At 62.4% G+C, this 26353-nt stretch carries 29 protein-coding genes, 1 tRNA gene and 1 pseudogene; 18 read left to right on the top strand and 13 right to left on the bottom strand.

The features are described 5' to 3' along the window. Positions 1-163: 163 nt before the first annotated feature. Positions 164-844: a GntR family transcriptional regulator gene (locus FJV80_RS10510; RefSeq protein WP_142876363.1), complete on the bottom strand. Its 681-nt coding sequence runs from the start codon at positions 842-844 to the stop codon at positions 164-166. Between the two features lie 315 nt (positions 845-1159). On the opposite strand from FJV80_RS10510, the gene FJV80_RS10505 reads away from it, so the two are divergent. From FJV80_RS10505 to FJV80_RS10495, 3 genes and pseudogenes are all read left to right on the top strand, one after another. Continuing rightward, positions 1160-1966 carry an SDR family oxidoreductase gene (locus FJV80_RS10505; RefSeq protein WP_095772833.1) on the top strand — a complete coding sequence of 269 codons (807 nt, stop codon included), beginning with the start codon at positions 1160-1162 and terminating at the stop codon, positions 1964-1966. Between the two features lie 10 nt (positions 1967-1976). Continuing rightward, the gene (locus tag FJV80_RS10500; protein ID WP_095787522.1) at positions 1977-2924 is read left to right on the top strand and encodes a 3-hydroxyacyl-CoA dehydrogenase; all 948 of its coding nucleotides are present in this window, start codon (positions 1977-1979) and stop codon (positions 2922-2924) included. Further along, a pseudogene (locus tag FJV80_RS10495) lies at positions 2921-3884 on the top strand (3-keto-5-aminohexanoate cleavage protein). The gene FJV80_RS10500 and the pseudogene FJV80_RS10495 overlap by 4 nt, the downstream one beginning before the upstream one ends. 90 nt (positions 3885-3974) lie before the next feature. On the opposite strand, the gene FJV80_RS10490 reads toward FJV80_RS10495, so the two are convergent. The 3 genes from FJV80_RS10490 to map form a co-directional block, all read right to left on the bottom strand. Beyond that, positions 3975-4745, bottom strand: coding sequence for a hypothetical protein (locus FJV80_RS10490; RefSeq protein ID WP_142876311.1), 771 nt, complete (start codon positions 4743-4745; stop codon positions 3975-3977). 354 nt (positions 4746-5099) lie between these two features. Then, the gene (radC, locus tag FJV80_RS10485; RefSeq protein ID WP_142876310.1) at positions 5100-5861 is read right to left on the bottom strand and encodes a DNA repair protein RadC; all 762 of its coding nucleotides are present in this window, start codon (positions 5859-5861) and stop codon (positions 5100-5102) included. Positions 5862-5918: 57 nt separating this feature from the next. Beyond that, on the bottom strand, positions 5919-6746 hold the full coding sequence (gene map, locus FJV80_RS10480; RefSeq protein WP_095772828.1) for a type I methionyl aminopeptidase: 828 nt from the start codon (positions 6744-6746) through the stop codon (positions 5919-5921). 40 nt (positions 6747-6786) lie between these two features. Here map and FJV80_RS10475 point away from each other — a divergent pair, with 40 nt between their 5' ends. From FJV80_RS10475 to FJV80_RS10450, 6 genes are all read left to right on the top strand, one after another. After that, positions 6787-6981, top strand: a complete 195-nt coding sequence (locus FJV80_RS10475) for a hypothetical protein (protein ID WP_142876309.1) — start codon at positions 6787-6789, stop codon at positions 6979-6981. Positions 6982-7045: 64 nt separating this feature from the next. Beyond that, positions 7046-7342 (top strand): DUF982 domain-containing protein, encoded by a 297-nt coding sequence (locus FJV80_RS10470; protein ID WP_095772827.1) that lies wholly within the window; start codon positions 7046-7048, stop codon positions 7340-7342. Between the two features lie 210 nt (positions 7343-7552). Continuing rightward, positions 7553-7816: a DUF6074 family protein gene (locus tag FJV80_RS34990; RefSeq protein ID WP_142876308.1), complete on the top strand. Its 264-nt coding sequence runs from the start codon at positions 7553-7555 to the stop codon at positions 7814-7816. A gap of 581 nt (positions 7817-8397) precedes the next feature. Continuing rightward, entirely contained in the window at positions 8398-9624 is a 1227-nt protein-coding gene (locus tag FJV80_RS10460) for a pilus assembly protein TadG-related protein (RefSeq protein ID WP_179296426.1), read from the top strand. A gap of 5 nt (positions 9625-9629) precedes the next feature. Continuing rightward, positions 9630-10070, top strand: coding sequence for a TadE/TadG family type IV pilus assembly protein (locus FJV80_RS10455; RefSeq protein ID WP_179296079.1), 441 nt, complete (start codon positions 9630-9632; stop codon positions 10068-10070). Between the two features lie 166 nt (positions 10071-10236). Further along, positions 10237-10590: a TadE/TadG family type IV pilus assembly protein gene (locus tag FJV80_RS10450; RefSeq protein ID WP_095772824.1), complete on the top strand. Its 354-nt coding sequence runs from the start codon at positions 10237-10239 to the stop codon at positions 10588-10590. Between the two features lie 32 nt (positions 10591-10622). Here FJV80_RS10450 and FJV80_RS10445 read toward each other — a convergent pair whose 3' ends face one another. Both FJV80_RS10445 and FJV80_RS34495 read right to left on the bottom strand, forming a co-directional pair. Beyond that, positions 10623-11159: a J domain-containing protein gene (locus FJV80_RS10445; protein WP_019858477.1), complete on the bottom strand. Its 537-nt coding sequence runs from the start codon at positions 11157-11159 to the stop codon at positions 10623-10625. A 74-nt stretch (positions 11160-11233) separates the two neighbouring features. Continuing rightward, entirely contained in the window at positions 11234-11407 is a 174-nt protein-coding gene (locus FJV80_RS34495) for a hypothetical protein (protein WP_179296424.1), read from the bottom strand. 825 nt (positions 11408-12232) lie between these two features. On the opposite strand from FJV80_RS34495, the gene FJV80_RS34985 reads away from it, so the two are divergent. Then, a complete protein-coding gene (locus tag FJV80_RS34985) occupies positions 12233-12433 on the top strand; it encodes a nuclear transport factor 2 family protein (protein ID WP_245318119.1) in 201 nt (66 codons plus the stop codon). A gap of 44 nt (positions 12434-12477) precedes the next feature. Here the strand turns inward: FJV80_RS34985 and FJV80_RS34980 are convergent, their stop codons facing one another. From FJV80_RS34980 to phaC, 4 genes are all read right to left on the bottom strand, one after another. Next, positions 12478-12873 (bottom strand): hypothetical protein, encoded by a 396-nt coding sequence (locus FJV80_RS34980; RefSeq protein WP_246688943.1) that lies wholly within the window; start codon positions 12871-12873, stop codon positions 12478-12480. A gap of 100 nt (positions 12874-12973) precedes the next feature. Further along, a tRNA-Glu gene (locus FJV80_RS10435) sits at positions 12974-13048 on the bottom strand. Between the two features lie 438 nt (positions 13049-13486). Next, the gene (locus FJV80_RS10430) at positions 13487-14743 is read right to left on the bottom strand and encodes a YcbK family protein (RefSeq protein WP_142876307.1); all 1257 of its coding nucleotides are present in this window, start codon (positions 14741-14743) and stop codon (positions 13487-13489) included. A 216-nt stretch (positions 14744-14959) separates the two neighbouring features. Then, positions 14960-16795: a class I poly(R)-hydroxyalkanoic acid synthase gene (gene phaC, locus FJV80_RS10425; RefSeq protein ID WP_095772820.1), complete on the bottom strand. Its 1836-nt coding sequence runs from the start codon at positions 16793-16795 to the stop codon at positions 14960-14962. Here phaC and FJV80_RS10420 point away from each other — a divergent pair. From FJV80_RS10420 to recJ, 8 genes are all read left to right on the top strand, one after another. After that, complete coding sequence (locus tag FJV80_RS10420; RefSeq protein WP_179296082.1) at positions 16783-17289, top strand: hypothetical protein; 507 nt, start codon at positions 16783-16785, stop codon at positions 17287-17289. The two genes, phaC and FJV80_RS10420, sit on opposite strands and share 13 nt — an antisense overlap. A gap of 45 nt (positions 17290-17334) precedes the next feature. Continuing rightward, the gene (locus FJV80_RS10415) at positions 17335-18552 is read left to right on the top strand and encodes an LL-diaminopimelate aminotransferase (RefSeq protein WP_019858471.1); all 1218 of its coding nucleotides are present in this window, start codon (positions 17335-17337) and stop codon (positions 18550-18552) included. A 38-nt stretch (positions 18553-18590) separates the two neighbouring features. Then, on the top strand, positions 18591-19904 hold the full coding sequence (locus FJV80_RS10410; protein ID WP_142876306.1) for a homoserine dehydrogenase: 1314 nt from the start codon (positions 18591-18593) through the stop codon (positions 19902-19904). Positions 19905-20029: 125 nt separating this feature from the next. Further along, positions 20030-20389 (top strand): hypothetical protein, encoded by a 360-nt coding sequence (locus FJV80_RS10405; protein ID WP_095772817.1) that lies wholly within the window; start codon positions 20030-20032, stop codon positions 20387-20389. Between the two features lie 69 nt (positions 20390-20458). After that, positions 20459-20626 (top strand): Thivi_2564 family membrane protein, encoded by a 168-nt coding sequence (locus FJV80_RS10400; protein ID WP_010909767.1) that lies wholly within the window; start codon positions 20459-20461, stop codon positions 20624-20626. A gap of 204 nt (positions 20627-20830) precedes the next feature. After that, positions 20831-21814: a class II fructose-bisphosphatase gene (gene glpX, locus FJV80_RS10395; protein ID WP_095790047.1), complete on the top strand. Its 984-nt coding sequence runs from the start codon at positions 20831-20833 to the stop codon at positions 21812-21814. A 73-nt stretch (positions 21815-21887) separates the two neighbouring features. Further along, positions 21888-22124, top strand: a complete 237-nt coding sequence (locus FJV80_RS10390) for a DUF6434 domain-containing protein (protein ID WP_095790048.1) — start codon at positions 21888-21890, stop codon at positions 22122-22124. A gap of 180 nt (positions 22125-22304) precedes the next feature. Beyond that, on the top strand, positions 22305-24086 hold the full coding sequence (recJ, locus tag FJV80_RS10385) for a single-stranded-DNA-specific exonuclease RecJ (protein ID WP_142876362.1): 1782 nt from the start codon (positions 22305-22307) through the stop codon (positions 24084-24086). 12 nt (positions 24087-24098) lie between these two features. On the opposite strand, the gene FJV80_RS10380 is transcribed toward recJ, so the two are convergent. From FJV80_RS10380 to hisI, 3 genes are all read right to left on the bottom strand, one after another. Then, positions 24099-24665 carry a dihydrofolate reductase family protein gene (locus tag FJV80_RS10380; protein ID WP_142876305.1) on the bottom strand — a complete coding sequence of 189 codons (567 nt, stop codon included), beginning with the start codon at positions 24663-24665 and terminating at the stop codon, positions 24099-24101. Between the two features lie 159 nt (positions 24666-24824). After that, positions 24825-25796, bottom strand: a complete 972-nt coding sequence (locus tag FJV80_RS10375) for a patatin family protein (RefSeq protein WP_095790099.1) — start codon at positions 25794-25796, stop codon at positions 24825-24827. An 84-nt stretch (positions 25797-25880) separates the two neighbouring features. Continuing rightward, positions 25881-26342 (bottom strand): phosphoribosyl-AMP cyclohydrolase, encoded by a 462-nt coding sequence (gene hisI / locus FJV80_RS10370; RefSeq protein ID WP_095773083.1) that lies wholly within the window; start codon positions 26340-26342, stop codon positions 25881-25883. Positions 26343-26353 lie beyond the last annotated feature (11 nt).

The following is a 26353-nucleotide window of genomic DNA, read 5'->3' as shown; positions in this document are numbered from 1 at the left end:
TTGACGGGAAAAATGCGTCCTTTGCCGCGGCGAGACGGGCTATCCCTGGATCAGCAGCAGGCTGGAATGACCTTCTGACCGCCTCAACGATCGTTCGAGCAGGAATTCCGAACGGCGCTTGAGGAGGATATGAGCGGAGGCTGTTTTAGCCGGATTCCCAGTGCTATTTCAGCAGGTCGACCAGGACGTCGAAGGCGGCGTCAATATCGGCGCGGACGGCCTGGCGGACGGCTTCGGCATCGCGGTCGCGCAGTGCCGCGAACATCTCCTGGTGATGCTCGTTGGCGGTCGAATAATTTCCGGAATCATGCAGCATGTTGAAATAGGGACTGATCTGCAGCCAGAGATTCTCGATGATGTTGAGGATGTTTTCCGAGCCGGCCGCGCGGTAGATGGAGAAGTGAAAGGCGTAGTTGGCGCGCAGATAGGATTTGACGTCTCCCGCCGCGTTGGCCTGTTCGAGCGCTGTCAGTTGCTGGCCGAGTTGCGCGATGCCCTGATCGTCGATGCGCTCTGCCGCCCAGGCGGCGGCGATCGCCTCGATCTCGAAGCGGACATTCCTGAGATCGATGAGGCGCGCGCGGCTGAGTGCGGGAATGCCGATCGAGCGCCCTGAAACGACCATCAGGGCATTGGCCGCGGTCAGTCGCCGCAATGCCTCCCTGACCGGCATAGGACTGACCCCGAAGGCGTCGGCCAGGCTTTGCACCGTCACCATCTCGCCAGGCACGATGCTGCCGTCGAGGATCAATTCGGTGACGTGGCGATAGACCCTGTCCTGCAGGGTCTCCTTGGACAGGGGCACGATCTCGACACCCGGCTTCCTGAACGCCGCTCCGGCCATTTCCATCAACCTTTCGGCGCAAAGGCCGCGCCATAACTCGTTCCCGGAATCAGGGTTCCGGCTGCCGCGTCAAGCGTCGGCGCCCCAGTCTTGATGTAAGATATTTCATCATTGATCGTTGATCAAATGATGATACGGTCTCCGACATCGAATGACGCGGGCATGCTCGGCGGCGTGCTGCTTTTGACGGCGCTGCAGATGCTGCTGGCCGGCACCACGCTGCCTACGCCACCAGGGCAATTCTTTACGGGCTGGTCGTTCTGGGCGCCGTCATGGCGCTGCGCGAACGGCGGCTGCAATGAAAAGGACAGGACGATGAGCGCAAAGGCACCCGCATCGGCGGACGAATTTCTGGCCGGGCTGAAAGGGCAGCGCGTGCTGGTGACGGCGGGCGCCGGCGGCATCGGCTTCGCCATCGCCGACACGCTGTCGCGGCTCGGCGCACGCATCGTCGTCTGCGACATCTCCGACGAGGCGCTGGCCGCGGCTCCCGGCAAGATCGACCTGGTCGCGGCGGTCAAGGCCGATGTCTCGCGCGACGAGGACGTCGACCGGCTGTTCGAGACGGTCAAGGAGAAACTCGGCGGGCTCGACGCGCTGATCAACAACGCCGGCATTGCCGGGCCGACAGGCGGTGTCGACGAGATCGAACCGGATGACTGGCGGCGCTGCATCGATATCTGCCTGACAGGGCAGTTCCTCTGCGCAAGGCGCGCCGTACCGCTGATCAAGGCAGCCGGCGGCGGCTCGATCGTGTCCATGTCGTCGGCGGCCGGCCGCCATGGCTACGCGTTCCGCACGCCCTATTCGGCCGCCAAATTCGGCGTCATCGGTTTCACGCAAAGCCTCGCCAAGGAGCTTGGGCCGCACGGCATCAGGGTCAATGCCATCCTGCCCGGCATCATCGAGGGGCCACGCATCGAAAGCGTCATCGCGGCGCGCGCCAAACAGGTCGGCATCAGCCACGAGGAGATGACGGGCCGCTATCTGCAGAACATCTCGCTGCGCCGCATGACCAGCCCCTATGACGTGGCCTCGATGGTGGCGTTCCTGCTCTCCGATGCGGGCATCAACATTTCCGGCCAGTCGCTCGGCGTCGACGGCAACGTCGAAACACTTTGAGGACCAAGCCATGGCCAATGTCGCGATTGTCGGAAGCGGGTTCATCGGGCGGGCCTGGGCAATCAGCTTCGCCCGCGCCGGCCATGATGTGCGCATGTGGGATCAGTCGCCTGCCGCGACGGGCGGGGCGCGCCACTACATAGAGGGCGTGCTCGGCGATCTCTCCGCGAACGACCTGCTGCGCGGGCAATCCGTCGACACCGTGCTTGGCCGCATCGCCATCGTTGGCGAGCTGGCGGAGGCGCTGGCCGGCGCAACCCATGTCCAGGAAAACACGCCTGAAAACCTGGATGTGAAGCGGGAGGTGTTCTCGCTGATCGATCGGCTTGCCGGGCCGCAAACGATCATCGCCAGTTCCACCTCGGCGTTGTTGCCGTCGAAATTCACCGACCATCTGCAAGGGCGGCACCGCTGCCTAGTCGTGCATCCGATCAACCCGCCCTATCTCATTCCGGCGGCAGAGGTGGTGCCGGCGCCGTGGACTTCCGCCGAGACGCTGGAGAAGACGCGCGCCTTCCTCATCGACGCCGGCCACGCGCCGCTGGTGATGAGGCGCGAGCTCGACGGCTTCATCATGAACCGCCTGCAAGGGGCCTTGCTGGAGGAGGCTTTCCGGCTTGTCGCGGACGGCTACGCCAGTGTCGAGGATGTCGATATCGGCATTCGCGATGGCTTGGCACTGCGCTGGTCCTTCATGGGACCGTTCGAGACCATCGACCTCAACGCACCCGGCGGCGTGCGCGACTATGTCGATCGTTACCAAGGCATCTATTCCAACATCTTCCCGCAGATGCTGCGCCGCGTCGACTGGGCGGGCGATGTCATGAAAACGGTCGAGGCCGAGCGCAGCAAGCGCCTGCCGAGGGAAAGCCTGGGTGACCGGCAGGTCTGGCGGGATCGCCGGCTGATGGCGCTGGCGGCACACAAGAAGAAATCGGATCAGGAGTTCGGACAATGAAAGAAACCAGCCGCAAATCAGGCGCATCGGCGGCCAAGGGCAAGGTCATCATCACCTGCGCGGTGACGGGTGCGATCCACACGCCGACCATGTCGCCCTATCTGCCGATCACGCCGGATCAGATCGCCTCGGAAGCGATCGCGGCGGCGCAGGCCGGTGCTGCGATCCTGCATCTGCATGCGCGAGACCCGGAAACCGGCAAGCCCGACCAGACGCCGGAGGCGTTCGCCCGCTTCCTGCCGCACGTCAAGCAAGGAACCAATGCCGCCATCAACATCACCACAGGCGGCAGCCCGTACATGAAGGTCGAGGAGCGCGTGCGCCCGGCTGCCCAAGTTCAAACCTGAGGTCGCCTCACTCAATATGGGCTCGATAAATTTCGGGCTCTATCACCTCGCCGACAAGTACGAGACCTTCAAGTTCGACTGGGAAAAGCCGCATCTGGAGGCGACGCGCGACCTCGTTTTCCGCAACTCGTTCAAGGACATCGAATACATTCTGGCGACTTGCTACGACAATGGCACGCGCTTCGAGTTCGAGTGCTACGACATCGCCCATCTCTACAACCTCGCCCACTTCGCCGATCGGGGGCTGGTGAAGCCGCCGTTCTTCGTGCAGTCGGTGTTTGGCCTGCTCGGCGGCATCGGCACCCATCCCGAAGACGTCGCCCATATGAAGCGCACAGCTGACCGGCTGTTCGGCGACCAGTTCCGCTGGTCGGTGCTGGGCGCCGGCGCCAGCCAGCTGCGCATCGCCGCGCAATCGGCAGCACTCGGCGGCAACATCCGCGTTGGGCTGGAGGACAGCCTGTGGGCCGGCAAGGGCAAGCTCGCCAAGTCGAACGCCGAACAGGTCTTGCTGGCGCGCAAGCTCATCGAAGGGCTTGGCATGGAGGTGGCGACGCCTGACGAGGCGCGCGAGATCCTGTCCCTGAAGGGCGGCGACAAGGTCGCCTTCTGACCCGGCCAGGACCGAGGGTGCGAGTTTTTCTCGATGGTCAAGAAATAGCAAGGCCGCCGGCGGCCTTGCTATTGCCGTTCCGGTCGACGCCTAAGGCGTCGTCTGCGGTTCGATCTTGGTAGCCATCTGGTCGATCTTGTCTGCAAGGACGCCTTCGGCCCAGGCGGTGACGTCGTCGTCGACGGGCTTGTTGGCCATGTCCGTCAGCGCTGCATCGAGCGATGCCTGGTCGGTGCCGACGGTTGCCGTGGCAGCCGCCGCCTCAGCCTGGTCCGCCGCTGCGTTGTCGGCGTCGACAACGGCCTGCTGGGCGGTGATCTGATCTTTCACAGCCTGGATCTGCGCAGCCGTGGCATTCGGATCAGCCTGCAGTGCGGTCAGTTGCGCATTCAGCTTATCCAGTTGGGCCTGCGCGGCGGCGGCCGTGGCGGCTGCCGTCTCAGCTGCGGCCTGGGCAACCTTGGCTTTCGCCGACTGTGTCACGAAGGCCTGTAGGGCAGCGAACTTCTTGCTCTTGGAATTCATATAGGCGTTGATGTTGCGCTGCAGCGAATTCAGCCGGCCGAGTTTGGCATGGATGTTTTTCTCCTTCGGCACGGCTGCGACCTTGGTGGTCGTGTCGACCGTGGTGTCGGTCGTGGCATCAGCATCCACCTTGCCAACACGTCCGGGGGCCGACGCAGACTTGCCATGCGAGGCACCGCTGTTGCCTTTGCCATTGCCGCCAGCATTGCCGTTGCCGCCACCGTGGCCGCTGCCATTGCCGCCACCGTGCCCGTTGCCGCCGGCCCCGGCGAGCGCCGGCGACGCCAGAAGCGTCAATGCGGCAAGCGCCGCGAACAGAGTTTTTCGGTTTGTCATGGTGTCTCCTCGGGGAATCGCCACCTCCGCCCAACCGCGCTAGATCAGCGTAATATGAGAATCCACTAATCGTACGGAGTAAACTTTAGACAAATGCGGTCGCAATGCGCGAGTCTGGTAATGGCTTGTGGCTTAACTTATTGATATTTCATGCAAATAGGCGCCGTGAGGTCGCTGTGCTACTGAAGTCCCATACCAGCCAGGACCATGGTCCCGTCCGTCAGACAATGTCGGTCGGAAACGCGTTGGAATACCGGAAGTCGATGACGAAAAGCCTGGCCGAATGCGTGAGGCAGGAACGCCATGGCTTTGCTCTCGGCGAAGACGGCATGGTCGCCATGTTGGTCGTTGCCCCTAGATCAGCAGCAGGCCCTTCATGCTGGCGTATCCCTTGCGCCCGATGATGATGTGGTCGTGCACGCCGATGCCCAGCCGTTTGCCCGCTTCGATGATCTCTTTCGTCATCTCGATATCGGCGCGCGATGGCGTCGGATCGCCTGACGGGTGGTTGTGCACCAGGATGATCGCGGTGGCCGACAGTTCGAGCGCGCGCTTGACCACTTCCCTGGGATAGACGGGCGTGTGGTCGACAGTGCCGGTCTGCTGCACCTCGTCGGCGATCAGCGCGTTCTTCTTGTCGAGGAACAGGATGCGGAATTGCTCGCGCGCCTCGAAGGCCATGGCCGAGCGGCAATAGGCGAGGAGTTGCGTCCAGGACGAAAGGACTTCACGGCCGTGCACCTCGCCATGCGCCATGCGTTGCGCTGTCGCGGCGACAACCTTCAGGTCGAACGCCACCGCCGGGCCGATGCCCTTGACCTCCTGCAGCAGGTTGACGGGCGCGCCAAGCACTTCGGCCAGCGTACCGAAGCGCGCCAGCAATGCCTTGGCGGCCGGTTTGGTGTCGGCGCGCGGGATCAGCCGGAAGAGCAAGAGCTCCAGAAGTTCATAGTCGGGCAGGGCGTCTGGACCCGCCGAGGCAAAGCGCTCGCGCAAACGGTCGCGGTGGCCGAGATATCCAGGCTTTTCAGCTGGAACGGGCCTCGCCTTCGCCGCGGGCCGAACCGGCACCTCGGCGAAGAAACTCCGCTCGTCGTCGTCGCTGGCCTTCCCCATCAGCCCCCGCATCCAGCCAATCAGTCGGGCAAGGCGCTCGCCCGACGTATTAAAATATCAGGCCGGCAGGCCGGGCCGGTCGAGGTTCTTGGGCGAGAGCGTGAAAATCTCGCAGCCGGTGTCGGTCACGCCGATCGTGTGCTCGTACTGTGCCGACAGCGAACGGTCCCGCGTCACCGCCGTCCAGCCATCCGACAGCACCTTCACATGCGGCCGGCCGAGATTGATCATCGGCTCGATGGTGAAGATCATGCCGGGCCGCATCTCGACGCCCTCATTGGCGCTGCCATAGTGCAGAATGTTGGGGGCGTCGTGGAAGAGCTGGCCGACGCCATGGCCGCAGAAGTCGCGCACCACCGAGCAGCGCTCCGCTTCGGCAAAAGTCTGGATGGCGGCGCCGATGGCGCCGGTGCGGGCACCCGGCCGGACGGCGGCGATGCCGCGCATCAGGCATTCATGGGTGACCTCGAGCAGGCGTTCGGCCGCGCGCTTGATGGTGCCGACTGGATACATGCGCGAGGAATCGCCATGCCAGCCATCGAGAATATAGGTGACGTCGATGTTGACGATGTCGCCATCCTTCAGCGGCTTGTTGTCTGGAATGCCGTGGCAGACGACGTGGTTGATCGAGGTGCAGGACGATTTCGTGTAGCCGCGATAGTTGAGCGTCGCCGGCAGCGCGCCGTGATCCATGCCGAACTCGAAGACGAAACGATCGATAGCGTCCGTGGTGACGCCGGGCGCGACCATCGGCACCAGCGCGTCCAGGCAACGGGCGGTGAGGTCACATGCCTTGCGCATGCCGGCAAAGCCGTCCTCGCCATAGAGGCGGATCTGGCCGGTGTTTCTGAGAGGGGCCGTGGCGGCGTCGAGATAGGTGACCATTTTGTCCGTATGGAAGAGTGAGCGCTGCAGGAGTTCTGGCGTGGGTATTCCGCCAGATTTGGCACTTGAGGGCAAAAGGTTCAAGGAAGAACTGGCTGATGCGGGCTTAGCCGGCGGGATATTCGTCTCGTCGGGCCAATTTCGATCGGTTTTTGCACGGTTGCTTTCCTTTCCGGCCATCGTGCGAAGCAAAAACGGCCGTTTCCGCAGTGACGACACATTTGCGTGGCACTGAGCGGGCAAAGCAACTTTTGACGACGAACGGCGCTGCCTGGGCGACGGGGTCGGGAGATTTGCGGATGGATAGATTGCAATTCGAGGTGCCGGTGCGCATTGCGCAAGGCCCCGGCTTGCCCGTCGAGGAGATTTACAGCGTCGAGCAGGCGCTGGATTTCCTGCAGGACTGGCCGGCGCGCCGGCAGGGACCGGTTTATCAGAAAGCCTTCAATGCCTGCTTCGGCGCCACGGTGGACGTGGTCAAGACCGAGGATGCCTGCCGGGCGTTCATGGCGTTCTGCCGTGTCACCGGACTGATGGCCAGCGACATGATGGCGCCGCGCAAGCGTGGCGGCGAGGCAAGCCTGCAGCGGGCCTGAGGGCTGCTTCGCCTGTTCCGATCGACCAACTCCGTTTTCTCAACCAACTTGGCTTGAATGTGCGTGGTGATCTCGTGCCTGGATCATCATCTGCATTTCCTCGCACGATGATGCATCGACAGCGGCGTTAAGCTTCCGTTTCCACCTTGGCGGCTACGCCATTGCTTGTTCAGCAATGGTTGATTCGTTGCGTCAGTTCAGGTTTGGAAGATGTCCCCAGAAAAAGTCCGTGCATTCCCGATCGACCGTCAGCTGTTCTTGGTCAGGGAAGTTGCAGCCAGGCTAGACAATCTGCATGGCGAGCCTGCAGCCTCGTTCTGGAGGGCTAAAGCGGCCGAGTTGCTTGACCTGGTTGTCGGGTCGGGCAGGGACAGAGCAACCGCAAGTGATGAAGTGCGCAGGTTTTTCCTGGCCGTACAGAGAGAGCTTTCGGCTGGATTGGCGACTGAGTCGACTCCAGTTCTTTCCGCCTGAAGAAAATATTTCTTCCAGGCAGCATCAGGCTGCACCTTCGTTGTCCAGGGGCGGCCGAGGACGCGGTCACCGTCAACGGGCGGAGATGGCGTTCGATGACGCTGACATCGAAGCGACATTGCGCGACCTTGATACATCAAAGTTAAATGCGGAGAATTCGCTTCGCTGCTAATAATAAGGTGGCGGGGGCTGCTCGGGAGGAGCGCCCATGGAAATACGGGACCTCGTTGCCAAGATATCAGTTGGGCTGCTGAAGCGCCGTGGCAATGCCCTATCGCTGTCCATCAAGCCGAGACGCGCATCCTTGGCGGACATTCCCATTAAATCGCGGCACAAGCCCGCGCATCGCCCACCGCCTCCGATTCGTCCAGCCAGCAACATGTAGTTCGAAGGCTTTTGCCCAGGCGCAAGGTGCCGAACCGTGCTGACGTTCCAGCGCCGTGAGTTTCTTGCTTATCGCGACGTCTGCATGCACTGATCAGCCGACGGCCCACTGTTTGAAGCCAATCGAAGCCCTCATCAAAAAATGAACCGAACTTTTTAGCCGTTCCTTCATATATGCATGCTTTCTAATTTAAGTTATGATTTTCAATTGCTTCGCCCGAATTCGGATCATGGCGACCGGTATACGCCGGAGCACACGGGCGAATGTTGCCACCATCTTCGCCCTCAGCCTGCCGATCGTCGTCGGCGCGGCCGGCTTTGGCGTGGAGACCTCCTACTGGTACTACAACAGCCTGAGACTACAGGCGACGGCCGATGCCGCGGCCTATGCCGGCGCGCTTGAACAGATCTCGGGTTCCGACAAGCCGACGATCGTCGCGGCCGCGACGCAGTCGGCAGCGACGAACGGGCTGGGCTCGGGCACGATCATCGTCAACACGCCGCCGGCGTCCGGGCCGAATACGGCGAAGAAGGCGGTCGAGGTCATCGTCGCTCAGAACCTCAACCGGATGTTCACCTCGATCTTCACGCAGAGCCAGGTTCCCGAACAGGCGAGGGCGGTGGCCCTCATCACCGATGCCTCGAAGGCCTGCATGACCGCGCTCGACCAGACCGCCTCGCAGGCTGCATCGTTTTCAGGCAATACCACCGTGAAGGTCACCGGCTGCGTGGTGATGTCCAATTCGATCGCTCCGGACGCCATCAAGCTCCAGGGCTCGGCGAGCCTCCAGGTCGATTGCCTGATATCGGCGGGCGGCGTCTCTCTCAGCAATCCCGTCACCACGGTCTGCGCGGCCCCGATCACCCAGGCGCTGCCTGCGGCAGATCCATTTGCAGACCTGCCGGTCCCGGCGGCCTCGAACCCATGCCAGAACGACAACAAGGCGACGCTGAGCCCAGGCACCTATTGCAGCGGCATGACGCTGAAGGGCAATGTCGCCCTCTCGCCCGGCGTCTATGTCGTTCAGGGCGATCTCAAGATAAACGCCAACGCGATCATCACCGGCAGCGATGTGACCATCTTCATGTCGGGCAGTTCGACCGTCAGCATGAATGGCAACGCCTCCGTGAAGCTCAGCGCGCCGACCTCGGGTATCTATTCCGGTGTGCTGTTCTACGGCGACAGGGCCGGCAACAGTGCATCCAGCACATTCAATGGAACAGCGGATTCGCTGCTAACCGGGGCCATCTACTTCCCCAAACAGCAAGTGAATTATCTTGGCAATTTCTCGGGCAACAGCGGCTGCACCCAGGTCGTCGCCAATACGATTCAATGGTCCGGCAGCACGACCATCAACCAGGATTGCACGAGCCTCGGAATGCGCGACATTCCGGCGGCGCGGTCCGTGGCGCTGGTGGAGTAGCCTCCGTGGAGCCCCGATCTGTGCCGATCCTGAGCGATAAAACGGGCGTTGCAGCGGTCGAGTTCGCGATGGTCCTGCCTTTCCTGTGCGCGGCGCTGCTCGGTATCATCGACGGCTGGTCCTATGTGACGAGTTCGCTGTCGATGCGTGCCGGCGTGAAGACCGCCGCGAACCTGATCATGGAAGGCTCGACGAATGATACGGCGACGCAGGCCGTCGCCATTTCGAGCTGGGAGAAACGGCCGGCGGACGGCCAGGTCACGCTAAGCAGGATCTATATGTGCGGGACGACCGTGGTCGACGCCTCCACTCTGTGCAGCGGACCAAAGGTGCCGTCGGTCTATGTTCAGATCCAGGCATCGGCCACCTGGACGCCGCCCTTCACCTTCGGCGTCTTTTCCGCTTCCAGCGTCATCGGCCATCTGGAGGTGATCCGTGTTCGCTAGGGCGTCTCACCGTTTCGCGGAAATGGCGAAACGCCCTCGCTCTTTGTTTTGCCGCGATTCCCAAGCGAAAGCGCTGCGCGCTTTTCCCGGGACAACCAGCTCACACTTTTCCTGGAATTGCGCCAGGCAAGGCGCCTTCCGGCGAGATCGTTCGGGCGGGGCCGGGTTGGAGTTCGCGCTGATCGCACCGTTCCTCATCATATTGCTGTTCGGGATCTTCGCCTTGGGCTGGTCGATGCATTCGGTGTCCAGCGTTCGCTATACGCTGGAGACATCATCGCGCTCGCTGCAGCTTCAGAACACGCTGACCCAGGCCGACATCCAATCGATCGCCAGGCAGAAATTGCAGGCCTTGGGTTTGAAGGATGTGAACGTGACGATCGCCATCGACCCGGCAAGCGGCGGTTTCCGCATGGCGCATCTGACCGCCACCTATGCCTTCGTCGTCGATTTTCCTTACCTCGACACCTTTCCGATCAACTACGCCACCACCGTTACCGTACCGCTGGTCGGCGGTTAGTGAAATGCGGCGCTGACGCGAGCTTCCGCGTTTCAGCCGGCATGGTCCAGCAGTCTTATCGTGGTGTCACGGCGATGTTCGGAATTGGCGCGATCGATGCCTTCCACGGTGATCGCGAAGGTTCCGTTCTCGATCCTTCCAATCCAGCCCTTGGCTTTCAGGTACCAGAGATGAAACTCAAGATGTTCTCGTGGACAGCCTGACAAACGTTCGATTTCTGTATCGCCAATGCCGGGATTGTTTACGTCTTGCCGGCGCTTGACGTAAAGCAGCGAGAGCAATTTCGCCTGAATGGCCACATCTCGTTCGATTGTTGTGTTGTTGCTGGCTTCCCCAATCAACTCCGTTCGCAGATTCAAATGGTCTTTGTGCTGGATATCATACCGCGCGCGCTTCACAGGATCCTTGAGCACATTGTGGGCTTCCAGGATTTCGCTAAAGCGTGATTCATCGCCGGTGTCCTGATTGTCAGGATGGTAGCGCATGGCAAAATAGCGGAATACCCGTTCTATCGTTTCCGAGTTGGCGTTCGGGCTGATTTCCAGGAGTTCGTAGTAATCAACGAACAAGATGGCGCCCCCACAACTTCGCTATTGCGCACACCGTCGAGAGCATGACTGCTGAAGGCAAGGAACGACAGTCCTCAACTTGCGGCTTGGATCGGCGCGAACCGAAGCTGGTCGAGAGAATCCGCGCGTGACATTGCCATCAGTCGCGCAACGGCGAAGGCGGCCAGAATGATGAAAACAGCCGTGAGGTTAAGGAAGGCGGGTGATGCAAAGATGCTCCCGCCCGGATCATAGCAGCTCAGTTCCATGGCGCTCTACCCCTTCAGCGACCTGATGGTTTGGATAATGATCCGGCTTGGTGAGGAACACAAGCGCTTGCTAATAAGATGGTTGATGCGGTTGCTCCGGGACGCAAGGCAAGGGCGGCTGAGATATTCGGCAAACAGGGGGTGGAGTGCACGAAAGCCTGTACGCCGAAGGGGAATCGAACCCCTTGTTACCGCCGTGAAAAGGGCGGGCTTTGCGAGGCTCCCTGGAAGGAAGGCGCCGTTGAAATCGATCGCGCCTGGTGGGCGGCGCCTGAGCAGGCCGGACGATGCGGCCGCGCAACTTGCGGCGACCGGTTCTTCCGTCCAGTAATGGATCAATCGTCGCTGGCACAACAATTGCATTGTCAGCGATGCCGGCTGTTGGGACCGGCAATTGGGGCCGAGGTTGGGGCAGGCCTCGCCGCTTCGCAAATGGAGCGGCGGGGTTTCTGCGTTCAAGCAGATTGCAGGTGCATCCAGAGACACAGCGACTGGCCATGGGCGGGCGTCAGGACGCACGGGAAGCCTCTGCCGCGTAGGACAGCGCCAGCGAGGAACGCGCGCTGGTGCGCCCGCCAGGCGGCATAACGCCTCACCTGAGGATGAAGTACAGCGGAACGAGTATCGAGAATGCCGCGATAGCGGTCAGAAAAATGTCTGTGGTCATGAGCCCCCGCTCGGAATTTCACGACCATCTCACATTCAATTAGCTAAAATGCAAATGAACTCGCGGCCGGCCTTTCGTGGGACAGCACCGGCGCGGCCGCCCGCGGCTGAGCAGGCCAACAGGCGCCCAAGGTTCCGTGGCCTTACCGGGAGGAAGTGATGTCGATCCGCGACGAACTGCAGGAGCTTTGGGACATCTACGTTGCGGCCTATCGGGCCGGCGATGCTGCCGGTTGCGCGGCGGTATTCACCTCTGACGCGGAATTGCATTCTCCCTATGCGCCGCCGGCTCGCGGCCGCGCGGCGATAGAGGCGCTGCATGGCGTCTGGACCCAATACGCCACCCCGACAAAACACTAGCCAGAGGCGGGGGCATCCGGGAAGCTGGCATGGTCTCTCGCGGCCTATTCGGAGGGTGAGGCGACCGGGAACGGAACTTCGCTCAGCGTTTTTGAGCGACAGGCTGCTGGCGGACGCTGGCTGATCCGCATGTGCAGCCTCAACAGCACCGATCCCGGCCAATGACCGACAAAGCCGGCCACAACCTGCTCGCCAGCGTCTTCGGCAAGGCGCACGTGCGCACTATCCTGACTACACAGGATGAGGGTGAAACCCAAGCGCCGGACAGGCGATGCTTCAGCATGGCGCGCGAGGGCTCGGGTCGAGGAGATCACCGAAGCCGAAGGAGCGCTAAAGGGCTCGGCGCAGGCGGCGACATGTCCGGTGATGGAATGGCGAATCTCCGAAAGGTCCGCCGCATCAGACATGCCGCATTCGGCGCGGGTGGTGACGTCCATCATGCACGCGAAATTGTTTGTGTTGCCATTTTGACCAATTCCCTGGAATCGGCCCAAAAATTGGACAGTAAGGACTGGGAGGTCGCTAAGTGTTTGAAAGGTCTGGTACGCCCAAGGGGAATCGAACCCCTGTTACCGCCGTGAAAGGGCGGTGTCCTAACCGCTAGACGATGGGCGCGCTCAGACGAAGCGGCTTATACTGACGTTGTGCGCAACCGGCAACCCGTCAGGTGCCGGCTTGGACAACTTTTTTCCGAGGCTTTGGAATCGGGGGCTTCATCACCCACGGCGCGGCTTGGTGACTAGCGAAAACGCCCATTGCTTCGTCATTCCAAGGCGGAGCAAGGAGCAAAGCTACTCGGCGCAGACCCTGGAGCTGCTCCGCAGCCAAAGGAATCCATGCCGCGACTTCAAGGCGTTGAAACGGTGCGGAATTCTGGTCGGCCTCGCTCGTCAACCAAGGCCACGGAATGGATCCTCGGGTCTTCGCGACGGAGCTTCGCTCCTGCTCCGCCCGTGGATGACGAGTTGGGGGGGCGCTCAGGCCAATGGAAAGTCCACTGGAACGATATTGATGGCACGACCCTAGCCGCTCTGGCCCGTCAAATCGCGCCGTTCAGCCGTCACCGCCGCCGCTTCGCCGGCGGCAGCGCCAGTTCCAGTCGCGCTCGGGCCCGACGTCGACATGTACCGATTCGGTATGGCAATAGGTGCCGACGCCACCGCGGCCGGGCATGGTCCTGATGTAGTTCGCCAGTTCCCATTTGGAGACGCCGGGCACCTGGATGTCGGCGGCGGCGCAGTACATGTGCAGCGAGTTCTTGGCGCCGTTGGCGCGGCGGTTGCGGGCAGGGTCGCGGTAACCTGACGTGACCATCATCTTGCGGCCGTAATGGCCTTCGATCGTCTTCAGCACGCGCACCAGAGACGGCTTCAGGCAGGCGACATCGACGCTTTCGTTCTGCTTCAGCAGGCCGTTTGGCGCGAGCCGGGCCATGCCGGCTGCGGACGCAACCTGATAGCTGCCGCCGATTGGACCCTCGTCCTCATTGAGGTCGACGTCGCTTTCGTCGTCGAGGCCGGATTTGCGCTTGATCTCGAACAGGGCGGTCTGGCGCACGCCAGGCAAGGCATCGCTGCCGGTGATATGACCTGCGTCGTCACCGGTCGAGGCCAACTGTATCGGCTTTGCCGTGGAGTCGGCCGAGGCCAACGTGATGATCGGCTTTGCCGCCGCCGCAGGCGCGGGTTTGGCCTGTGCGGTCGGCTGTTCGCCCGATCGCGTGTTGATGAGCGGAGCCGGTGTGGCCGAAGCGGGCGTGGCGCCGAACATCGAGGCCAGGAAGCCACGTTTCTTTGGCGCCTCGGCTGGTGGCGCCTCACCTGCGGTCACATAGACCGGATTGTTCATCACCGGCGCCGCGGCCGGCTTTGACGTTGTCACCGCGGCATCGGCGGCGGCGATCTTCTGGGCGACCGCGTCTGTCTGCTGCGCCGTCTGGGCCGGCTGCTGCAAGGCCTGCGGCGTTTGTCCCGCGATCGCTTCAGCGCCGGCCGGCGTTATCAGCGGAAAGGCTGCTTGCGGCTTGGCGATCGGTACGTAAGCGACTTTTTCGGGGAGTGCGGTGTCGCCTTCGCTCATCACGGTCGTTTGCGTGGCCGTTGTCTGCGATGTCGAATCGGCGGTGGCGATGGACTTGCCGGTGGCGGCCGCATTGATGTCAGAGGCGGAGGCATTGTAGCCGGGCATTCCGACCGACATTGTCGGGTCGCCGGCCGATGTGCAGGAGGCCAGGAGCACACAGCAGAGCGCTGCCAAGATGGCGCTGCGTTCTCCCTTTGCGAGGCTCCATCCTGCTGATTTCAAAGTCAAATTCCCCCTCGATGTCCGGTCGGTACGTCCTTGGCGCAGCACTGGAAGTCGCTGTCCAAGGTGACCTTTGTCTCCGATCCGGAAACGAGACCTGTGTCAAATCCGCAAGCCTGGAAGTATTTTTGCAGTGATTGCCGAATTACGGCTGCTTGATGGTTGACTACACCATTTCGCCCGCTTTTGACGGGCCGTCAACTCACCAGACATTACAGTCCGTTACACTCGCACCTTCACATAGCTGCCGGGAGCATCGCCCAAGGTTTTCATATGCTTGCCGGGTTTGCGGGCAGGCACACGGGTGTCGTCCTTGGCCTCGATCCAGCTTTGCCAGTGCGGCCACCACGACCCGGGATGCTCAGCGGCCCTGGCAATCCATTGGCCGAAATCGCCTTCCGGTTTGCCGCCGGTCCAATACTGGTACTTGCCGGAGGCGGGCGGATTGACGACACCGGCTATGTGGCCCGATCCCGCCATCACGTAGTCGACCTTGCCGCCGAAATATTTCGAGCCGAGGAAGACGGACAGCGCCGGCGCGATGTGATCTTCGCGCGAGGCGAGGTTGTAGATCGGAATGGTGATATCGCCGAGCGAGACCGTATGCCCCGCCAGTTCCATCTTGCCGCGCGAGAGGTTGTTCTCGAGATAGCAATTGCGCAGGTAGAAGGAATGGTTGGCCGCCGCCATGCGGGTCGAATCGGCATTCCAGTAGAGGAGGTCGAAGGGCAGGGGGTCCTTGCCTCGCATGTAGTTGTTGACGACATAGGGCCAGATCAGGTCGCCGGAGCGCAGCATGTTGAAGGCGGTCGCCATCTTGGTGCCGTCGAGATAGCCCTTCTCGTTCATTGACTTCTCCACCGCCGCGACCTGTTCCTCGTCGACGAAGACTTTCAGGTCGCCGGCATAGGTGAAGTCGACCTGCGTGGTGAAGAAGGTAGCCGACTTGATGCGGTCGTCGCCTTCCTGTGCCATCAGAGCCAGCGCCGCCGCCAGCAGCGTGCCGCCGACGCAGTAGCCGATCGCGTTGACGTCCCGCTCGCCGGTCGCCTCCTCGATCGTGTCGAGGCCATATTGCAGGCCTTCCCTGATATAGGCTTCCCATCCCTTCGCGCCGTGGCGCTCGTCCGGATTGATCCAGGAGATGACGAAGACGGTGTGACCCTGCTCGATCGCCCAGCGGATGAAGGATTTCTGCGGGTTGAGGTCGAGTATGTAGAACTTGTTGATCCAGGGCGGGCAGATCAGCAACGGGCGTTTCAGCACCGTCTCGGTCGCCGGATCATACTGGATGATCTCGGCGACATCGCTGCGGCCGACCACCTTGCCGGTTGTGGTGGCGATGTTCCTGCCGATCTCGAAGGGCGAATAGTCGGCCTGGCGCAGTTTCAGGTCGCCCTTGCCGGCGGCGATGTCCTCGGCCAGCATCTTCATGCCGCGCACCAGGTTCTCGCCGTTGGAAGCGACGGTCTCGCGGAAAAGCTCGGGGTTGGTCAGGATGAAATTCGACGGCGAGATGGCATTGGACACCTGCTTGACGTAGAAGCTCGCCTTGTGGCGGGTGTGCTCGTCCAGACCTTCGGCGTGCTCGACCAGTTCGGACGCCCAGCGCGAGGTGACGAGATAGGCCTGCTTGAGGAAATCGAAGAAGGCGTTGCGGCCCCATTCCGGGTCCTGGAAACGCTTGTCGCCGCGCTCCGGCTTGACGGCGTCGTCGGGGCCTTCGGCGTTGGGGCTGACGCGTTGGATGGCGTTCGCCCACACGGTCATGTAGCCGGCGAACAGCCGCGTCTGCGCTTCGAGCGCGCGCTGGGGGTCGGCGAGCCAGTATTCGCTCAGCTTGGAAAACGTCTTGACCATGTCGACGACCGGCTCGGCGACGTGGTCGCGCACTTCGCCGCGCTCGCGCGGTTCGGCCCAGGCGGACGCCGCCTTGCCGGCCTGCTCGATCATGCGCGCCATGTTCAACGCAAAGCGCTCCGGATCCTTCACCAGATATTGCTCGACGGTCGAAGGCTCGTCATCTTCCGTTTTGCCCGAATCGGGTGTTTTGGACATGGTTCGCAGGGTTCCTCCCGAAGCGTTTTCTTGACATATTAACATGGGACATCCGACAGGGTCCAATCTCGCTCTACCTCGGCTGCCAAGGAAACAATATGACGATTAATATTGGCGAGACTGTTTTTTTTGATGCCGCACGCTTTTGCCGCATCGGCGCGGCGATCGTGCTTTTGGGGATCGCCGGGTGTTCGAGCACGAATACCAGCGCTCCGGTGCCGATGGCCGACAATGCAGGTCCAAAGGATACCGGCACCTTTCCGAACCTCAACATCCCGCCCAAAGTGGCGAACAAGCAGCTGACGCAGGCCGAGACGAACGCCAAGCTCGCCGAACTCAAGGCTGATGGCGGCGCACAGGGCGCCAAAAGCGGCGGCGGCGCTGCGGTCGCCAATCAGGCGGCGTTGGCGGACCTAGCCACGAAACATGGTCCGCAGACGCTGAAGCAGATCGAAGGCAAATGCGATCCCGCCCTCGACCCTACCTGCAAATGAGTATATAGCGCGCGCCCATAGCCCCTTTTGCTGTCTGGAACTGCCATGGAAGAGTTTCACAAGGTCCGCCGGCTTCCGCCTTACGTGTTCGAGCAGGTTAACCGGCTCAAGGCCAGTGCCCGTTCGCGCGGCGCCGACATCATCGACCTCGGCATGGGCAATCCGGACCTGCCGACGCCCAAGGCCATCGTCGACAAATTGTGCGAAGTGGTGCGCGATCCGCGCACCCATCGTTATTCCTCCTCGCGCGGCATTCCCGGCCTGCGCCGCGCCCAGGCGGCCTATTATCAGCGCCGCTTCGGCGTGAAGCTCAACCCCGACACGCAGGTGGTGGCCACGCTCGGCTCGAAGGAAGGCTTCGCCAACATGGCGCAGGCGATCACCGCGCCTGGCGACGTCATCCTGTGCCCGAACCCGACCTATCCGATCCATGCCTTCGGCTTCATCATGTCGGGTGGCGTCATCCGCTCGCTGCAGGTCGAGCCGGACGATGGGTTCATTCCAGCGCTGGAACGCGGCGTTCGCCACTCGATCCCGAAGCCGCTGGCGCTGATCCTCAACTATCCGTCGAACCCGACGGCGCTGGTCGCTTCGCTCGACTTCTACAAGGACGTGGTGGCGTTCGCGAAGAAGAACGACATCATCATCCTGTCCGACCTTGCCTATTCGGAGATCTATTTCGACGGCAACCCGCCGCCTTCGGTGCTGCAGGTGCCGGGCGCCATCGATGTCTGCGTCGAATTCACCTCAATGTCGAAGACCTTCTCCATGCCCGGCTGGCGCATGGGTTTTGCCGTCGGCAATGAGCGGCTGATCTCGGCGTTGACCCGGGTGAAGTCCTATCTCGACTACGGCGCCTTCACGCCGATCCAGGTGGCGGCGGCCCATGCGCTCAACGGCGACGGCGCCGATATCGCCGAGGTGCGCGAGGTCTACCACAAGCGCCGCGACGTCATGGTCGATTCCTTCGGGCGCGCCGGCTGGAACATTCCAGCTCCCGCCGCCTCGATGTTCGCCTGGGCGCCGATCCCCGAACCGTTCAAGCATCTCGGTTCGCTCGAATTCTCCAAGCTGCTCATCGAGCACGCCGACGTGGCGGTGGCGCCCGGTGTCGGCTTCGGCGAACATGGCGACGATTTCGTGCGCCTGGCGCTGGTCGAGAACGAGCACCGGATCCGCCAGGCGGCGCGCAACATCAAGCGCTTCCTGTCGACCAGCGCCAAGCAGCCCAACAATGTGGTGCCGCTGTCCGCCCACCGGTAAGCAAAAATTCGATCTGATTTTGAGGGACGTCGCCTTCCATGGCTGAAGCTCTGCGTGTTGGAATTGCCGGACTTGGTACGGTCGGCGCATCGGTGGCGCGGGTGCTGCGCGACAAGGCAGCGGAACTGACCCGGCAATGCGGGCGCGACATTGTCGTGTCGGCGGTTTCGGCGCGTGACCCGAAACGCGACCGTGGCGTCGATGTCAGCGCCGCCAAATGGTTCGACGATCCGGTCAAGATGGCACAGATCGCTGACATCGACGTGTTCATCGAACTGATCGGCGGAGACGAGGGGCCAGCGCGCCTGTCGGTCAAGGCGGCGCTCGAAGCCGGCCGCCACGTCGTCACCGCCAACAAGGCGCTGCTTGCCAAGCATGGCGTGGCGCTGGCCGAGATCGCCGAGAAGAAGGGCGTGCTGCTCAACTACGAGGCGGCGGTGGCCGGCGGCATTCCGGTCATCAAGACGATGCGCGAGGCGATGGCCGGCAATTCGGTCAATCGCGTGTTCGGCATTCTCAACGGCACCTGCAACTACATCCTCACCCGCATGGAGGCCGAGGGCATTTCGTTCGACGCCTGCCTGAAGGACGCGCAGCGGCTGGGTTACGCCGAGGCTGATCCGACCTTCGACATCGAGGGCCACGACACCGCGCACAAGCTGTCGATCCTGACCAGCCTTGCCTTCGGCACCAGGATCGCCGCCAACGACATTTATATGGAAGGCATTTCCAACATCACCCAGGCCGACATCCGTGCGGCCGGCGATCTCGGCTACCGGATCAAGCTGCTTGGCGTTGCCCAGCGCACCGAAAGCGGCATCGAGCAGCGCGTGCATCCGACCATGGTGCCGACCGCTTCCGTCATCGCGCAGGTGCATGGCGTCACCAATGCGGTGGCGATCGAGACCGACATTCTTGGCGAATTGTTGCTTTCAGGCCCCGGCGCCGGCGGCAACGCCACTGCCTCGGCCGTCATCGGCGACATCGCCGACATCGCCAAGAGCAGGCCCGGCTTCCAGCATGGCCCGGTCTTCGGCCTGCCGGCGAAGGAGCTCAGGCCCTACAAGAAGGCGCAGATGCGCAGCCATGCCGGCGGCTACTTCATCCGGTTGACCGTGCATGATCGCATCGGCGTCTTTGCCGCGATCGCCAAGCGCATGGCCGACAACGATATTTCGCTGGAATCGATCGTCCAGCATGCGGTCAGCGGCGAGGCGGCGGCGCAGAAGACGGTGATCCTCGTCACCCACGAGACCACCGAGGCAGCCGTGCGCAAGGCCGTCGACGGCATCACCAAGGACGGTCACCTGACCGACAAGCCGCAGGTCATCCGCATCGAGCGGGCAGGGTAGTCGTCCCCCGGCGGGTAACGTCCTCGCCGGCGCCTGCGGTCGACAGATGGCGACCAGCCGCGCATTGGCCGGAACGAATTCGTTGCGGCGCCGTTCTCTTGGTCAGTAACCAAGGGAGCCGCTTCATGGCCGATACCAGCAAGTCCGACACCCCCTCCATCGACGATATCCAGAAAACGCTGGAAAAGCAGATCGCTGAACTGCGCAAGGAGATCACCAAGATCAACAAGAGCATTTCGGCAAGGGGCGCGGAAATGCTCGATGATGCCAGCGAACAGGCTTCGGATTTTTATGAGACGGCCGCGGCGCGTGCATCGCGCACAGCACAGCAGCTGCGCAGCCAGGCTCAGGCGGTTTCGGAAGTCGCGCGCGAAAACCCGGGCACGACGACAGCCGTGATCGGCGTCGTCGGCCTGCTTGGTTTTCTGGCCGGGATCGCCGTCGGCCAGTCGATGAACAACGACACGCCCCGCCGTTGGTATTGAGCGTGCCGGTAACGGGCTGGCAGTGCCGGCTCGTTTCCCGTTTCAGGAATTCATTTGAAGGAGGGCATCATGGCTTCATCCATGTTGATAGGCATACTGATCACATTCCTCGTCATCATTCTCGTTCTCTATCTCGTGCAGCGCCTGCCGCTCGACGCCAGGATGCGGCAGATCGTGCAGGTCATCGTTATCATCATCGGCATCATTTCGTTGCTCAGATATCTCGCGGTTTTCTAGATCGCGGCGGCAATCCTCAGTGCTTCTTCAAGGCGGCCCGGTCGTTTCCGACCGGTCCGCAATCTTGTCGGAAATGCGGTTCAATCGATTGATATTGCTGGCTTTTCGATAAAACGTCCGGCAGGTCTTGCCGTTGTCATGCTCGTTTGACAAAACAGGCCCGCCTCCGGCGGGAGGCGCTATGCCAACGAGGATTTGCCGAACATGAATGTGGCCCAGAACATCGTCGCCGGCCTTGACCGGATACTCACCATGGAACTGGTGCGCGTCACCGAAAGGGCCGCCGTGGCGGCCGCCAGGCTGCGCGGCCGTGGCGATGAAAAGGCTGCCGACCAGGTCGCTGTCGACGCCATGCGACAGGAGCTCAACCGTCTTGCCATCAAAGGCACGGTGGTGATCGGCGAGGGCGAGCGCGACGAGGCGCCGATGCTCTATATCGGCGAAGAGGTCGGCACCGGCAAAGGACCGGCAGTCGACATCGCGCTCGATCCGCTCGAAGGCACGACGATCTGCGCCAAGAACCTGCCCAACGCGCTTGCTGTCATCGCCATTGCCGAGAAGGGTAGCCTGCTGTTCGCACCCGACGTCTATATGGACAAGATCGCCATTGGTCCGGGCTATGCCGAAGGCGTCATCGATATCGATGCTTCTCCGGCCGAGAACATCGCGAGCCTGGCGCGAGCCAAGGGCGTCGCGGTCTCGGACATCACCACCTGCATCCTCGACCGGCCGCGCCACGCCAAGCTGATCGATGCCGTGCGCGCCACGGGAGCCGCGATCCGGCTGATCGGCGACGGCGATGTCGCCGGCGTCATCCACACCACCGACCCGGAGGAGACCGGCATCGACCTCTATCTCGGCACCGGCGGCGCCCCGGAAGGCGTTCTGGCCGCGGCCGCATTGCGCTGCACCGGCGGCCAGATGCAGGGCCGGCTGATCCTCGATACGCCGGACAAGGTCGCGCGCGCCGCCAAGATGGGCATTTCCGATCCGAAGCGGATCTACCATGCGGAAGACATGGCGCGCGGCGACGTGCTGTTCGCGGCGACCGGCGTCACCGACGGCAACATGCTGGCCGGCGTCAAGTTCGGCCGCACCTATATCACCACCCACACCATCGTACTGCGCTCATCGTCGCGGACCGTGCGCGAGATCAAGGCGCGGCATCAGGATCTGGATAAGTTCTAGGCCTCCTTGCGAAGCCGCACCGCAGTTGCTAGCCCTTGGCTGCATCTGAACCCTGGCGGCGCAAGGATTGACGATGAATGTGTTCGACTGGCACGCGGATCCGATTTCGTGTGCCACGCCCATCACGAAATCCTATCGCAACACCCAGAATGTGCGCCGCTATTTCACCCGCGAATGCGGCGATACGTTCAGGTTCGATCGGCCTTTCATGGCCTGGCTAAAGGACGGTCGGGACAAGACAATGGGCGACGCCGCCGACGAATGGATCAGGCGCGCCTGGCTGAAAAGCGGAAAGCGTGGTTTGTCTTGAATTCTCCTGCGACGCCACCCGCCGCGAACCACCTGGTTTTGCCCGTCTTTGGCCCTAAAGCGCGTCGCGTTCACGCGCAGCACTTTAGGCTGTTGTCCGCGCATGTCGTTAGCCCAAAACCGCTGCACATTTTTGCGCGACATGCTCTATCCTGCGGCCGACCATGAATTGGCAAAGCGCATAATGGGCGAAAGGCGCCTTTTCCTCGATGTCAGGCAGTCGGCGACCGGTCTCTCCTGGGAGCACCGGCTGACCGAACGGCAGGACATGGTCGCGCTTGCCATCGCGCAAGGTCATGGCGTGCCCGACATCGTCGCGCGCGTTCTGGCCGGACGCGGCGTTACCGCCGACGAGACCGAGCGCTTCCTCGATCCGACGATCCGCGACCTGTTGCCCAATCCGGTGTCGCTGACCGACATGGACAAGGCCGCAACCCGAATCGCGGCGGCGGTGATGGCGCGGGAAAAGGTAGCGATCTTCGGCGACTACGATGTCGATGGCGCCGCCTCGTCGGCCTTGCTGAAGCGGTTTCTGGCACATTTCTCCATACCGTCGGAAATCTATATTCCGGACCGTATCTTCGAGGGTTACGGTCCCAATCCCGATGCCATGCGCGAACTCGTGTCGCGCGGCGCGACGCTGATCGTCACCGTCGATTGCGGCACCAACAGTGCCATTTCCGTCGATGCCGCCAACGAAGCCGGCGCCGATGTCGTGGTGCTCGACCACCATCAGGTCGGCGGCGCGTTGCCGGCCGCGATTGCGGTGGTCAATCCAAACCGTGACGACGATCTTTCCGGGCAGGGGCATCTGTGTGCCGCCGGTGTCGTGTTCCTCGCCCTGGTGCAGACCGCGAAAATCCTGCGTGGCCTGAGCGATGTCGCGCCGCCAGACCTGCTTTCGCTGCTCGATCTCGTGGCGTTGGCGACCGTTTGCGATGTGGTGCCGCTCACCGGCGTCAACCGTGCCTTCGTCGTCAAAGGCCTGCAAATGGCGCGCCAGCAGAAGAATGAAGGCTTGGCCGCATTGGCGCGGGTATCGCGCATTGGCGAGCCGGTCAGCACCTTCCATCTCGCCTATCTGATCGGGCCACGCATCAATGCCGGCGGGCGCATCGGCGATGCGGCGCTTGGCAGCCGGCTGCTTGCGACCGACGATCCGGTCGAGGCGCGGACCATCGCCGAGACGCTCGACCGGCTGAACCAGGAGCGGCAGCTGATGGAGCAGGAGATGCTGGCCGCGGCGCGCGCCGAGGCCGATGCCGAGCTTGCCGGTGGCAGCGGCCCGGCGATCGTCGTCACCGCCAGCAACAACTGGCATCCCGGCATTGTCGGCCTGCTCGCCTCGAGGCTGAAGGATCATGCGCGCCGGCCGGCTTTCGCCATTGCCTTCAACGCTGTGGGCATCGGCACCGGTTCGGGCCGTTCTGTGTCGGGCTTCGACCTCGGCCGGCTGGTGCGCGAAGCCGCCGATGTCGGGCTGATCGTCAAGGGCGGTGGTCATGGCATGGCGGCCGGCATCACTGTGGAGCGCGCCAGGCTCGGCGAACTCAGGGCGTTCTTCGAGGAACGGGCGGCTGCCGACGTGTTTCGGCTACAGGACGAGGAGAGCCTGGCGATCGATGGCGCGCTTGCGGCCGAAGGCGCGACGCTCAGCCTGCTCGACGCGCTGGAAAAGGCCGGCCCCTTTGGCGCCGGCCACGTCGCGCCGGTCCTCGTGCTGCCGCGCCATCGGCTGGCCGACGCCAGGCCGGTCGGCACCAACCATATACGCTGTGAATTGCAGTCGGACAGCGGCGGCCGTATCCAGGCGATCGCCTTTCGTGCCGTCGATACGGTGCTTGGCGAATTCCTGTTCAAGAACCGTGGCAAGAGCGTGCATGTCGCCGGCTCGCTGTCTGGTAATTACTGGAACGGCAACCGCACGGTGCAATTCCGCATTGTCGATGCGGCGCGAGCGTAGCCGCGTCAGTATCTATGCAGCTTGGTTGGCCGGCGCATAACGCATTAGCGTCACATCCTGGGGCAGGCTTTCCCTGCCAAGCGGTTTCAGCCTCAGCGACAGGCCGGACTGGAAGTACGGCTTGCCGCCCCCCAGCACGACCGGGTGCATGTACAGCCGGTATTCATCGATAAGCCCTGCTCGTGCCAGACCGGCGGCAAGGTCTGCGCCGCCGAGGATGACGAGGCCATCCGTCTTTGACTTGAGCGATCTCACCGCGGTCTCGGCATCGCCATTCACCAGCCGGGCATTGGGCCCGACCTGCCGAAGCGTGGTCGAGAAGACGATCTTCGGTGTCTCTCGCCATGCGCGGGCAAAGTCCCGCTCGACCTCGGTGGAGCCGGTCTCGCGCTCAGGGCTGTCCCAGAAGCGCATCGTCTCGTACATCCGCCGCCCGGCAAGCACTGCTGAGGCTAGCCTCATCATGTCATTGAAATGCTGATGCAATTCTGTCTCCGGCACTGGCAGTGCTATGTCCTCGTCCGATCGGGCGATATAGCCGTCCAAAGAGGTGAGCATGGAATAAACGAACTTGGCCATTGGCGCCTCCGTATAAGCAGCACAGGCCAGCATAACCAATTGCGTTTTGCAATCAGTTTTTCACACAACAGGCAAATGAAAAGGCCGCCAACGCTTCAAGGGTGCAGCACCACTCCGTCGATGGGACGCAACGGACGGTGTTTCGGACAGCGGCTGGCCTCAGGCGAGAACGGTCTGCAGCCGGGTCAGTTCGCCGATCTGGGCCATCGTCGCCTGATAGCCGAGCTGGATCGCCTCGTCGGCGCGATGGAATTCGGTGAGGCCGATATGGCTGAGTTTGGGCTGCAGCGACATATCTGGCGGATCGCCCGCCAGCCTGGCGCGCGAGATGCGGTCCTGGATGATGTTGAAAGCCTCGACCATGACGCCGGTGATGCCGAGGCGGGTCTGATGCGACTGGTGCTCGGTGCCGACATGGCCGGGGCGCGGCGCGTCCTTTTCGACAACAAGTTCGCCGGCGCTGTGTTTGATCACGGCGGCGCGGCCGAACAGGTCGTAGTGAAGGTTGACCGCCACGACGAGCGGCTGCTCGTAGGCGCGGCAAACCGATACCGGCACCGGATTGACCAGCGCGCCGTCGACCAGCATGCGGCCGTTGCAATTCACCGGCTCGAACACGCCAGGCAATGCGTAGGACGCGCGCATGGCCGTGATCAGCGAGCCGTGCGACAGCCAGATCTCGTGGCCGGTGCGGATTTCCGATGCGACGCTGACGAAGGGTTTTGGCAGGTCTTCGAAACGGACGCCCGCCACATGCTCGCGCAGACGGGCATCGAGTTTCAAGCCGCCGAACAGGCCGCTGCCGCGCAGATTGAGATCGAGCAGGCCGAAAATGCGCCGCTTGGTCAGGCTGCGGGCGAACTCTTCCAGCTCATCCAGTTTGCCGGCGAGATAACAGCCGCCGACCAGCGCGCCGATCGAGGTGCCGGCGATCATCGAAACTTCGATGCCGGCTTCATCGAGCGCGCGCAGCACGCCGATATGAGCCCAGCCTCTTGCGCAACCGCCGCCCAAAGCGAGCGAAATGGCTGTTTTCTTGGGAGATTTCGTTTCGGACGCGCCGCCGGAAGAGGTCAGGCCGTTGGCCTCCCTGACATCTGGTCTGTTACGCAATGACGCCCACTCGAGCATCATGATCTCCCTTGTCCCAAGACTAATATACGGACAGGCCGTATCGAAATGATGAATCTGTGTGGTTGGTGTGAGGCAGATGGTTCAAGACGATGGCTTCCGATACGTGAATTCCGCATCGAACAGCGGCTTGCTGCCGTCGTCAACAAGTGTCCCCTTGCCGTCGACGAGTCCCACCGTCCGATAAAAGCATGAACGCCGGCCGGTGTGACAGGTTGCGTCGTGGCCCAACACTTTGACGCGCAGCCACAATGCATCCTGATCGCAGTCGGTGCGCATCTCGACGACATGCTGGAAATTGCCCGAGGTTTCGCCCTTCTTCCAAAGCGCGTTGCGCGAGCGCGACCAGTAGTGGGCGATGCCGGTTTCCAGTGTCAGCGCCAAGGCTTGCGCATTCATATGCGCGACCATCAGCAGCATGCCGTCTTGGGCATCGGTGACGACGACGGTGACAAGGCCGGCGGCGTCGAAGCGCGGCGAAAACACCGCGCCTTCCTCCAGGGCTTTCTTGTCTGATGGAGTTTTGGGAAATTCCAGTGCCGACATCGCCGGTGTAT

This window comes from Mesorhizobium sp. WSM4310 (assembly GCF_007003935.1).
GTDB lineage: Bacteria > Pseudomonadota > Alphaproteobacteria > Rhizobiales > Rhizobiaceae > Mesorhizobium.
The sequence above is the reverse complement of the archived record's forward strand: the minus strand, read 5'-3'. Positions and strand labels throughout refer to the sequence as shown.